Annotated in this window: 12 protein-coding genes; 4 read left to right on the top strand and 8 right to left on the bottom strand. The window is 58.2% G+C overall.

The window, feature by feature from the left end; translation table 11 throughout:
* Positions 1-35: 35 nt before the first annotated feature.
* The 5 genes from HMPREF0721_RS10100 to HMPREF0721_RS10080 all read right to left on the bottom strand — a co-directional run bounded on the left by HMPREF0721_RS10100 (position 36) and on the right by HMPREF0721_RS10080 (position 5,115).
* Positions 36-731 carry an alpha/beta hydrolase-fold protein gene (locus tag HMPREF0721_RS10100; protein WP_050786995.1) on the bottom strand — a complete coding sequence of 232 codons (696 nt, stop codon included), beginning with the start codon at positions 729-731 and terminating at the stop codon, positions 36-38.
* A 13-nt stretch (positions 732-744) separates the two neighbouring features.
* Positions 745-1,605, bottom strand: coding sequence for a 4Fe-4S dicluster domain-containing protein (locus HMPREF0721_RS10095; RefSeq protein WP_006599668.1), 861 nt, complete (start codon positions 1,603-1,605; stop codon positions 745-747).
* Positions 1,606-1,740: 135 nt separating this feature from the next.
* A complete protein-coding gene (locus HMPREF0721_RS10090; protein ID WP_006599667.1) occupies positions 1,741-2,658 on the bottom strand; it encodes a cation diffusion facilitator family transporter in 918 nt (305 codons plus the stop codon).
* Positions 2,659-2,770: 112 nt separating this feature from the next.
* Positions 2,771-3,622 carry a deoxyribonuclease IV gene (locus tag HMPREF0721_RS10085; protein ID WP_156788741.1) on the bottom strand — a complete coding sequence of 284 codons (852 nt, stop codon included), beginning with the start codon at positions 3,620-3,622 and terminating at the stop codon, positions 2,771-2,773.
* Between the two features lie 203 nt (positions 3,623-3,825).
* Positions 3,826-5,115, bottom strand: coding sequence for a sensor domain-containing diguanylate cyclase (locus HMPREF0721_RS10080; protein ID WP_006599665.1), 1,290 nt, complete (start codon positions 5,113-5,115; stop codon positions 3,826-3,828).
* Between the two features lie 207 nt (positions 5,116-5,322).
* Here HMPREF0721_RS10080 and HMPREF0721_RS10075 point away from each other — a divergent pair, with 207 nt between their 5' ends.
* Entirely contained in the window at positions 5,323-6,285 is a 963-nt protein-coding gene (locus HMPREF0721_RS10075) for a D-2-hydroxyacid dehydrogenase (RefSeq protein WP_006599663.1), read from the top strand.
* A 120-nt stretch (positions 6,286-6,405) separates the two neighbouring features.
* Positions 6,406-6,948 carry a manganese efflux pump MntP gene (locus tag HMPREF0721_RS10070; RefSeq protein ID WP_242821894.1) on the top strand — a complete coding sequence of 181 codons (543 nt, stop codon included), beginning with the start codon at positions 6,406-6,408 and terminating at the stop codon, positions 6,946-6,948.
* Between the two features lie 57 nt (positions 6,949-7,005).
* Here the strand turns inward: HMPREF0721_RS10070 and HMPREF0721_RS10065 are convergent, their stop codons facing one another.
* Positions 7,006-7,386: a hypothetical protein gene (locus tag HMPREF0721_RS10065; RefSeq protein ID WP_156788740.1), complete on the bottom strand. Its 381-nt coding sequence runs from the start codon at positions 7,384-7,386 to the stop codon at positions 7,006-7,008.
* A 126-nt stretch (positions 7,387-7,512) separates the two neighbouring features.
* Between HMPREF0721_RS10065 and HMPREF0721_RS10060 the strand changes: the two genes are divergently transcribed.
* Entirely contained in the window at positions 7,513-8,382 is an 870-nt protein-coding gene (locus HMPREF0721_RS10060) for a DMT family transporter (RefSeq protein ID WP_040640060.1), read from the top strand.
* A 51-nt stretch (positions 8,383-8,433) separates the two neighbouring features.
* On the opposite strand, the gene HMPREF0721_RS11945 is transcribed toward HMPREF0721_RS10060, so the two are convergent.
* Both HMPREF0721_RS11945 and HMPREF0721_RS10055 read right to left on the bottom strand, forming a co-directional pair.
* A complete protein-coding gene (locus HMPREF0721_RS11945; RefSeq protein WP_006599659.1) occupies positions 8,434-8,622 on the bottom strand; it encodes a hypothetical protein in 189 nt (62 codons plus the stop codon).
* A gap of 227 nt (positions 8,623-8,849) precedes the next feature.
* A complete protein-coding gene (locus HMPREF0721_RS10055; RefSeq protein ID WP_040640059.1) occupies positions 8,850-9,194 on the bottom strand; it encodes a thioredoxin family protein in 345 nt (114 codons plus the stop codon).
* A gap of 207 nt (positions 9,195-9,401) precedes the next feature.
* Here HMPREF0721_RS10055 and surE point away from each other — a divergent pair, with 207 nt between their 5' ends.
* Entirely contained in the window at positions 9,402-10,193 is a 792-nt protein-coding gene (gene surE / locus HMPREF0721_RS10050) for a 5'/3'-nucleotidase SurE (RefSeq protein ID WP_006599658.1), read from the top strand.
* Positions 10,194-10,238: the final 45 nt, after the last annotated feature.

Genomic DNA, 10,238 nt, shown 5'->3' with positions numbered 1-10,238 from the left:
CCCAAACGGATCCATGGTTTTTTAGTGATGCGTCTTCACTTTTGCGGCCGGCCGTCCGCCGCTTCACAGGCTGCCAGCCAAGCTATCCCCGCGGCCAAACGTCCCGCCGGATCGGCAAAGTGACCCCCGGGATGCCAGACAAGCGTCGCGTCGCGCACCGCGCCACTGGCGGCATAAAACGCCGCCGTCTCGCGTGTCACATCGCCCACACGGGCCATCATCTTGTTTTTCGACTGTGCTTCCCGCTCTCCGAGGCTCAAATATACCCGGCTGCCCTCCGGCACGGCAGCCGACGCCAGATAATCCATCCAGCCCGGATACCACAGCGAGCCGGAGCAGCTGGCCGCCGCCCGAAAACAACGGCACTCGTGAAAGGCCCACAAAGCAAAGAGTCCGCCGAGGGAATAACCCGCAATGGCGCCTCCCGCGCCGCCCCATGCCGGCAGAACCTCGTGCACCAGCCAATCCAGCGTTTTTCGGCCTTCTCCGGCAAAATGCTGCTTCTTGAAGGCGCCGGGCGCTTCCCAGGGCGAAAGCGCCCGATCCCAGTCGCGCACCGAAAACCCCACCAGACGAAAGCTCCGCCCCGGAGCCAAAGCCGCCGCCCGTGCCGCCAAAGTCCGGCTGTCCGCATCCATGTCCGGATCCGCCGGATAAAAAATCGTCAGGCCGTCCGTCCCCACCGTCGCAGCATCGCAGAGTTCGCCGCCGCAAAGATCCATCTTTTCCATCTTCCTCGTCCTTTCAATCGCCAAATGATTTCCCACATGCCGCCGGTTCCCGGCTGGCGCCGGCAAAAAATGCCGCGGATTTTGGCGCCGCCTCCTGCGCTTCAAGCATCGCCACATGGGATAAAAACGCGGCATCGTCAAAATATTTCGCTCCCGTCGGACAGCGCCGCACACAAGCCTGACATTTGATGCAAAGGCCGGGCACCTCGGCGACCGCCGCCGGATTGACGGCTGCCGTCGGGCAAACGGCTGCACAAATTCCGCAGGCATTGCAGCGGGCTTCGTCCGTCTTCGGTTTGGCTTTGAGAAATTTGGCCGGCGCACCGTCCGTCCCTTTGGGCACATAGTAGGGCGCGTCCGGATCGCCGGGAACCGCCGCCCGCGACAAGTCCCCGCGCTGCAAACGCCCGGCCAGCTGCCGGCCGAAAGCTGCCAGCACAGCCAGATCCCGCCCATCCGGGCGACCGGGGGCCAGCCGGTCGCTGAAGGCGTGGCGGCAGGGTTGGGCCGCCGCGCCAAAGGGCAAAAATCCCCGGGCCTCGAGCAGGGCGCAAAGCTCCGCCAGGGCGTTGTCGTAGGCGCGGTTGCCGAACGTCACCACCGCCACCGCCGGCGTGCGCCGCCCCTGCAGACAAGCCCTCAGATCCGGTGCGATTTTATTGGGCAGGCGCCCGGCATAAGTCGGCATCCCGACGATCGCCAGATCATCCTCCCGAAAACAATGGGCCTGCCGCCGATCCGATCGGCGCGTGATGTCCACCGTCTGCATCGGCACAGCCAGTGCCGCCGCCATGGCCCGGGCCACAGCGACGGTCGTTTGGCGTGTGCCGCCGGTGGGACTGAAATAAAACTCGGTGATTGCCCGAATACGCATTTTTTCTCTCCTTCCTCATTCTTCTTCCTCTTCGTTTATTTCTTTTCATTATAGCACCTGTTTCATTTTCGCCAAAGGAATTTATATGGCCAAAACGCCATCAAAAAAAGCCCTGCCTCGCAGAGCTTTAAACCGTTATTTTTTTGAAATTTCTACCGCCTCGGCCGGATTCACGTGAACCATGCAATGCTTGAGCATCGGGTATTGGTTCTCTAATTGATCGTGAAGGGATTCAGCGATGGCGTGTGCGTCCTGCAGATTGAGCCTGGCATCCACGGCGATTTCCAGATCGATATAAAATCCGGCGCCAAAGGTCCGGCTGCGCAGATCGTCCACCCGGATCACCCCGGGATGATGAACAACCACGCGGTAAATTGAATCCAGCGTTTTCTGGTCCACCGAGCGGTCGATCATCCGGTCGACACTGTCCTTGGCAATGTCAAAGGCCACCTTCAGCACCATCAACGCGATCACCACCTGGGCAATGGGCTCGAGAATCGGCACGCCCAGGCGCGCCCCTGCGATCCCGATCAGGGCACCGATCGAAGAAAGGGCGTCGCTGCGATGATGCCAGGCATCGGCCTTGAGCGCCCCAGAGCGAATGCGCTTTGCCGCCCGAATGGTATACCAATACAGCCATTCCTTCACGCCGATGGACACGACCGCCGCCGCTATGGCGAGCATCCCCGGCGTTGCCACCGTCCTGACGTCAAGCATCTTCTGAACGCCGCGCCAGCCGATGAGCGCGCCGGTCACCATCAGCACCGCCGACAGCGCCAGTGCCGCCACTGACTCCATCCGATCGTGGCCGTAGGGATGCTCGGCGTCCTTTTCCTTGTTTGCAATATTTACGCCGACCATCACCACGATGGTCGACAGCACATCCGAAGCCGAATGCACCCCGTCGGAAATCATCGCGCCGGAATGGGCCGCCACCCCGGCCAAAAATTTCAGTCCCGACAGCAGCAGATTAACCACCACCGAAACGGTGGAAACCCGCATGGCTGTCTGTTTGAATTGCTGCCGAAATTGTTTCTTTTCTGTGGCTGTCATCGCCGATTCCTCCGAGCCCTTTGATCAATGCCGCAAGTATAGCGAGCCGCTGAGCTGTTAGTCAAGTGTGACCTTTGATGTTTGGCGAACCGTTTCAGCATTCAGCCGCCCTTTACATTGTCTGGCGCCCTTCATTCGCCGCGCGCATAAAAGCAATCTCCTGCCCATAGGACCGATAATCATCGTGGGGCGTTTCGAGAAACATCGGCAGCCGGCTGAGCTGCGGATGCGCCGCCAGACGTTCAAACGCCGCGAGGCCAATGCTGCCCTTGCCCAGCTGCTCGTGCCGATCCTTGTAACTGGCAAAGGGCGTTTTGCTGTCGTTGATATGCAGCGCCTTCAGCCGCTCCATGCCCACGATCCGGTCGAAGGCCGCCAACGTTTCTTCCAGGTGACCGACAATGTCATATCCCGCCGAATACACGTGGCAGGTATCAAGACAAACGCCGAGGTGTTCGGCATGGTCGCAGCCCGCGATAATGGCGGCCAGTTCTTCAAAGCTGCGGCCGATCTCGCTGCCCTTGCCCGCCATGGTTTCCAGCAGCACCGTCGTCGTCTGATCCGGGCGCATCACCGCGTTTAAAGTCTCGAGGATGAGCGCAATGCCCGTCTCGCTGCCTTGTCCCACGTGACTCCCGGGGTGAAAATTATACAGCGAACAGGGCAGCCGCTCCAACCGTTCCAGATCCTCCGCAAAAGCCATCTTGGCAAACTCCCGGGTCTTCTCCGTTTTCGACGCCATGTTCAGCGTGTATGGCGCATGGGCCAGCAGTGGCCCGAAATCGTGGGCGGCCATTACTTCCCGCAGCCCGGCGACATCCGCCGCATCCAGGGCCTTCGCATTGCCGCCCCGGGGATTGCGGGTAAAAAACTGAAAGGTATTGGCCCCAATAGCCACCGCTTCTTCCGCCGCTCGGCGGTAACCTCTGGCGATCGACGTGTGCGGACCAATCACGAATTGCATATGCGCCTCCATTCTATCATTGCCTGCCGGCCTTTATTTTTCCGACTTTAAATTCTTTTGGCCGGCAGTATGCCTTATCATACCATATTTTCCCCTCCGGTCAAAAGGCCAATGTGCTGCCCATTTTCCGCTCGGGATCTCGGGCAATAAAAAAGCCGGACCATCCGATCCGACTGATCTTAAAAACACAGTTTTCGCGATTGCTATGCCATTGGCGCCTGCCGCTCCCAATCGACGGCCGCCGCTTCAAGACGATTGGCCGCCACCGCCTCGGCTTCGGCCAGCGTCCCGCCGTCCTCCGGCAGATAGGCGATGCCTGCTGTCACGCCGATTCGCGGATATTCCGGATGGGCGTCGGCTTCGCCCGCCATCGCTGCCCGGGCATTTTGCCACAGACTTTCCACCACCTTGCGGCTGTCCGCATGACGGATGAACACCACAAACACCGACCCCGAATAGCGTCCGATCACATCCTGGCCCTGCAGCGCGTGGGCAAGCACCTGCCCCAATCGGTGCAGCAGCTGATCCCCGACGCGGTCGCCCATCGCGTCATCCACATCGGAAAGTCCGTTGAGCCGGAAAAGCACAAAAGCGCGGGCGCTGGTGTCTCTGGCTTCAAGAATCCATTGAATGGTTGTCATCGTGGAATCCCGATCCTGCAGCCCGGTGACCCGATCCATGTGCACCGGCCGCTGTTTGGCGCCGCCATCGCTGCCGACAGGTGCGATGGTGCCAATCATATGCAGACTCAGACTGTCATGATCGCTCACATGGATCTTTCGCAGCTTGGCGCGCTGCCATTCGTATTCGCCATTTGCCCGCAGTCCCAGAAAATCCACGCTGTCTTCCTGGCTGTCGCCGGCCAGGGCCTTGCGGTATTCCCGCACCGTACTGGGATGGATCCGCCGATCATTGCGCAGTTCCTCCAGATAATGGTCGACAATATTTTCGCAGATTTCTCCCGCCTGCGTATGCTCAATATAAAAAAAGCGATCTTGTTCAATATCGTAATCATAAACCACAGGCGCCACATTTTGGGCGATATTCCGATAAAACTGATTGTGCGTGGCCGCCATGGGATCCACCTGATCTTCATTGTCGGCGCCGGTGATGGCCATGCCGATTTTGGGCTGGATATAATCCCGCTCCAGGCACCAGATCCTCAGATGCACGCGAATCACATTTTGATTTTTAAAGGTCAGACGCGCCGTCATCTCGCCGGCCTGTCCCGCCGCACTGGCCATCAGCATGGCCGCCACCCGTTTGCGATCCTCGCCGTAAAATCGGGCGAGCACATTGTCCTTCAATGCCGCCTGCCTGGGACTGACGTAGCCGAAGAGCCTGCGATACCAGGCGTTGCGATACAGCGGGATCAGATTGCGGCCTTTTTCTAACTCGAAAATGACAACGCCGCAGGGCAAATCGTCAAAATAGCGGAAGTCTTCTGTTATTTCATTCACCCCGGTATTCATGCCATTTTTTACCTCTGTCATGCCTCTGCCTCCCCGACTGCATTTTTGTCTCATCATAGCACATGAAATCATTTAAAACAACTCTCCGAATCGCTTCCTGCCGCTTTTATTTTCTCGTATCTTTCGTTTCTTTTGCAGGATCATCAGCGGCCGTCGTGCTATAATAAAATCATATAATGATTGAACAGCACTCGGCACCCAATTCACACTTATGATTCGGAGGTTCACATGAAAGCCATTTTACTCGAAGGCGACGCCATCAATCCCGGCGACATCAGCTGGGATCCCATCACTTCTGTTTGCGACACCCGCATTTATGCCAACACCACCGAGGCAAACAAATGGGAACGCCTTAACGAAGCGGAAATCATTCTCGACAACAAAATTATCATCGACGAAACGGTTCTCACACGCTTTCCCCAAATTCGCTACGTCGGCGTTTGTGCCACCGGCTACAACGTCATCGATCTCGCTGCCTGCCGCCGCCACGGCGTCACCGTGACCAATGTGCCGGCCTACAGCACCGAGTCCGTGGCGCAGATGACCTGGGCCCTGATTCTCGAGCTGGCCAGCAAGGTTAGTCTCCACGCAGATTCTGTCGCCCGAGGCGATTGGTGCCGATCGGCCATCTTCACCTATTGGCTCGCGCCCATCTCAGAGGTCGCCGGCAAAACCTTGGGCATTTACGGCTTTGGCCACATCGGCCGGGAAGTCGCCAAGATCGGCCAGGCCTTTGGTATGTCCATATTGGTGCACACCGCCCACCCGGATCATTACAAGACCTATGCCTGCGACACACTGCGCTTCGTCGACGCTGACACCCTCTACCGCCAGTCGGATATTCTGAGTTTCCACTGCCCGCTGACGCCCGAAACCGACCGCATCGTCAATCGGGATAACATCGCTAAAATGAAAGACGGCATCACATTGATCAACGTCTCCCGCGGCGGCCTGGTGGATGAGGCGGCCCTGGCCGAAGCCCTCACATCCGGCAAAGTCAGTGCCGCCGGTGTCGACGTGGTGTCCCGGGAGCCCATTATCCCGGATAATCCACTGCTTGCCGCACCCCATTGTCTGATTCTTCCTCACATCGGTTGGGCCAGCAAGGAAGCCCGGGAGCGGCTGGTTGCCACCATCGGCGCCAATCTCAAAGGCTGGCTGGCCGGCGCCCCCAGCAATGTGGTCTCCTAAATAATTTTATTAAAAAGCCGATGTTAGAATGGACTGACTCCGATGCGCCGTGATAAAATATTTAAATTATTTACATTCATCACATTGCGCAGAGAAAGAAGAGGTAAGCTCTTGGGATTTATGGGCATCATGCTGCTCGCCGTCGGTCTGCCAATGGACTCCAGCGCCATCTCGGCCTGCAAAGGGCTGGCTATGCCGAAAGTCAACTACCGCCACGTCGCCGTTATCGCGCTCTCCTTCGGAGGCGCGGAAGGGATTCTGGCACTGCTGGGCTGGCTTCTGGGCCGTCAGTTTTACAATACCATCGTCCATTTCGACCATTGGATCGTTTTGATCCTGCTGACTTTTATCGGCGGTAAGATGATTTGGGATGCCTTCCACGAAGATCTGGAGGCCGAAGAACGCGGGCGCAGCTTCAGCGTTCGGGAAACGATTTTCCTCTCCGTTGTCACCTCCATCGACGCGTTGGCCGCAGGCGTCTCTTTCGCCTTTATCCGCATGTCGATCCCCACAGCCATCGCCGCTATTGCCATTACCTCGGCCAGCTTGTCGTTCATTTCCGTGATGATCGGACATTTCTTCAGCGCCCGTTTCGGCAAGGCGGCCGAAGTCTCCGGCGGCATCATGCTCATCCTCATCGGCAATTACCTATTTTTTCATTAGGCAGACGGATCTCGGCCACGTTTTTGCGTGGCTTTTTAATTGCGTTGTTTCAGCGCTCTATCGGCGGACGAGCCCGGCCGCTTTCCTCAGTGCGGCGCACGCATCGCCATCGTCGTCCTGATCGGCCGGGACACAGCCGATGGGCACCCGCAATGCCGCCTCAAAATTGGCGACGAGATCCACATTTTCCCATTCCGGCAAATCGGCCCCTACCACATCGCCGTAGTGCTGCGAGCCCGGCGTCAAATCCAAGGGAACGTCTGCGATCACGCAGATGATGGCCTCAACCTCAGCGTCCACAAAAAAGGCATTGACGCGTTCGATGGCGACGCCCGGTCCTGTCACCGGCACCTGCTCCCGGCAACTTTCCCCGCCGTTTTCATCGCCGATCACACAAATGATGACTGAACGCGTTAATTTCATCGCACCGACTTTCACATCCATCATCTCCTTTAATTGATTTGATTATTATTTTAGCACAAAATGCTTTCATCGATGCAAAAGGTTGCCACTTGTGTTAAGCTTTTTCTGTTTAAATCTGAATCCGACTCGCAGGAGGTTCTCATGACTCAAAAACGTTCCGAACAACTGCTCGCTTTGGTGATCTTCGCGCGCGCCACCTCTTTTCTGATGGTCAAGCATTGCCTGGCCGCCCTTGAAGTCTTTAATCTGCTGGCGGTGCGCTTTGCCATCGCGACGGTGCTGCTGCTCATCCTTTTTCGCAAAAGGATGCGCGCTATAACCCGCGCAACTTTTGGCCGCGGCGCGCTGCTCGGCCTGATTTTTTTCGCCGTGATGGCCGGCGAGACCGTCGCCCTTTCCAAAACCTCCAGCTCGACGACGGCGCTGGTGGAAAGCTCCGCCATCATGCTGATTCCGCTGCTCACCGGGTTGTGGCGCCGGCAGTGGCCGGCGCGTGCTGGCCTGACCGCCGCAGCCGGCGCCTTCGCCGGCGTGGCCTGCACCATCGGTCAAAGCGGCCGCTTCGTCATCAACAGCGGAATCGTCTGGTGCCTGGGGACCGCGGTGATTTATGCCCTGTCCGTCATCTTCACGGATGTGCTCTCCAAACAGGACGACGCCATCACCCTCGGGGTGCTCCAGGTGGCGTTCATGGCGTTGTTCAGCATCCTTGCGACCTTCGCCTTTGAAACGCCCCGCCTGCCGGAAGCCCTGGACGTCTGGGCGCCGGTTCTTTATCTCGCGGTGGTGTGCTCGGTGTTCGGTTTTGCGATTCAGCCCTACGCCCAGTCCGGCACCACCTCGGAACGCGCGAGTCTGTATTTGGCCATCACCCCGGCAACGGCCACCATCCTCGGCGTGCTCATCCTCCGCGAAACCCTGACCTGGATCGGCGCCGTTGGCTGCGGCCTTATCCTGCTGTCCTTTTTCCTCGCCGACAAACCGCCGCGTTTTCTGCGGGAGGCGCCATAAGAAGCCACACAAAAAAGCACCGATGCGCCGGTGCTTTTTGATTATATTTTATTATTGATTTTTGATGAAAGCCAACAGCCATACAGCAGCCATCCCGATGGCCGCCACGCCTAAAATGATATTCCAGGTCATGCTGCGGGTATCTCCCGCCGCGCGGTTCCAATACGCCAGGACAAACATGACAATGCCGAAAATCAATTGAAAAATAGCCGTCCTCAATGGGTGTCTGCCTCTTCTCATTGGGGTTCCTCCGTTTTAATTTATTTGTGCCGTGCCTTCGCATGGTGGGCACTACTGCGCTTCACCGAACTCCGGACTGTCTTCTTCCGGTTATGATATCGTTTTTATTCTACCGGAATCCGGCATCGCTGTCAAGCGCCGCCGTTCTCAATGGCCGGCCGCGTAATTCCGAAAGGCCATTCCCGACCGCGCCAAAAACGAGCGCCGCGATCACGAGCAGCAACGGATTATTTCTCGTCGGTATACCCCAGTGCCTTCAGCGTTTTGAGCATCGCATCCATCGAAAGCGTGCGCCCCATGACGATGCGCCTGCCGTCGATGAGCATGCCTGGCGTCTGGAAAATGCGATGAGCCGCGCCCTGTCCCCGGCCGGCCACACAGCGCACCTCGGCGTCGAGCCCGGCAATGGCCACGGCCCGTCTCGCATTGGCCACCATCTCCCGGCATTCATCCTTGCGCTCACCCACCACTTTAATCACAAGCCGATCCGTCCCAAGCCGCGGGCGCGGCCGATCGATCTTCTCGCCCATCTGCTGCCGCCGTCTTTTTAATTGTCGTCCCAGCGATCCCATCATCCCTCCTTGGTTGCATTTTAAAAGTGTTTGCATTTCGCGGACGCTTTTAGTATAAAAGCCGACGTCCAAACTGTCAAATACGATAATATACTCCGATCGGCAAAGTTTAAACCTTGAATCGGCGCGGCCGATCTTATACAATAGCAGGTAATTTGATGCCAGCCAAAACTCCCCATCGACAAATGAAACACAGAAAGGAATACCATGACTCCCACCATTTTGATTTCCAACGACGATAGTTTTGACGCGCCGGGCATCCACGCGCTGGCCCGGGCGCTGAGCCGGCTCGGCCGGGTGATCGTTTCGGCGCCGGCCGAGCCCCAATCGGCCAAATCCCACAGCAAAACCGTCCGCGGCAAGCTCAAGGTACAAGCTTCGGTTTTTGAGCCGGACATCGCGGGCTACCGCGTCTGGGGCTCGCCTTACGACGCCGTGGACATCGCCCTGAACGCCCTGCTGCCCGAGCCGCCGGAGCTGCTCATCTCCGGCATCAACCACGGCTCCAACGTCGCCTTCGACATTCTCCACTCCGGCACGGTCGGCGCGGCCTCCGCCGGCTATTTCAATCACGTACCCGCCATGGCCGTCTCCCTCAACAGCGGCGAAACCTACGACTACACCTATGCGGCCGCATACGCGCTTAAGGCCGCCCGCTGGTTCATCCATCAGCCGACCAACCGGGACTACGTGCTGAACGTCAACATTCCCAACTGCCCCGCCGATGCCATCCGGGGGACCATGGTCTCCCGCATGGGACGCCGCCACAATTATACCAACACCTATGCCCACACCAGCGACGGGGACTTTGACTATTACGACATGGCCGTGCGGCCCAACCATCGGGACAGCCGCGAAGATCTGAGCTATGACGACTACGCCGTCAACCACCGCTACGTGGTGCTCACACCGCTGGATATGGAGGTGACGGCCCACGCCAGCATGCAGACGCTCTTCGGCCTTACGGAATCGGCTCTCGCGCCGGACGTCGAGGGCTGAAACAATCGTGCCGTCAAAAAAGACGGATCCCAGGCTTTGTACCGA

The sequence above is a fragment of the Pseudoramibacter alactolyticus ATCC 23263 genome (assembly GCF_000185505.1).
In the GTDB taxonomy this organism is placed as follows: Bacteria; Bacillota; Clostridia; order Eubacteriales; family Eubacteriaceae; genus Pseudoramibacter; species Pseudoramibacter alactolyticus.
Note: the sequence above shows the minus strand (reverse complement) of the source record. Positions and strands in the feature narration are given on the sequence as shown.

What these genes read in the sequence shown, in the direction of transcription:
- HMPREF0721_RS10100 (WP_050786995.1), bottom strand. Translation starts at nt 731, where the DNA reads ATGGAAAAGATGGATCTTTGCGGCGGCGAACTCTGCGATGCTGCGACG.
- HMPREF0721_RS10095 (WP_006599668.1), bottom strand. Translation starts at nt 1,605, where the DNA reads ATGCGTATTCGGGCAATCACCGAGTTTTATTTCAGTCCCACCGGCGGC.
- HMPREF0721_RS10090 (WP_006599667.1), bottom strand. Translation starts at nt 2,658, where the DNA reads ATGACAGCCACAGAAAAGAAACAATTTCGGCAGCAATTCAAACAGACA.
- HMPREF0721_RS10085 (WP_156788741.1), bottom strand. Translation starts at nt 3,622, where the DNA reads ATGCAATTCGTGATTGGTCCGCACACGTCGATCGCCAGAGGTTACCGC.
- HMPREF0721_RS10080 (WP_006599665.1), bottom strand. Translation starts at nt 5,115, where the DNA reads ATGACAGAGGTAAAAAATGGCATGAATACCGGGGTGAATGAAATAACA.
- HMPREF0721_RS10075 (WP_006599663.1), top strand. Translation starts at nt 5,323, where the DNA reads ATGAAAGCCATTTTACTCGAAGGCGACGCCATCAATCCCGGCGACATC.
- HMPREF0721_RS10070 (WP_242821894.1), top strand. Translation starts at nt 6,406, where the DNA reads ATGGGCATCATGCTGCTCGCCGTCGGTCTGCCAATGGACTCCAGCGCC.
- HMPREF0721_RS10060 (WP_040640060.1), top strand. Translation starts at nt 7,513, where the DNA reads ATGACTCAAAAACGTTCCGAACAACTGCTCGCTTTGGTGATCTTCGCG.
- HMPREF0721_RS11945 (WP_006599659.1), bottom strand. Translation starts at nt 8,622, where the DNA reads ATGAGAAGAGGCAGACACCCATTGAGGACGGCTATTTTTCAATTGATT.
- HMPREF0721_RS10055 (WP_040640059.1), bottom strand. Translation starts at nt 9,194, where the DNA reads ATGGGATCGCTGGGACGACAATTAAAAAGACGGCGGCAGCAGATGGGC.
- surE (WP_006599658.1), top strand. Translation starts at nt 9,402, where the DNA reads ATGACTCCCACCATTTTGATTTCCAACGACGATAGTTTTGACGCGCCG.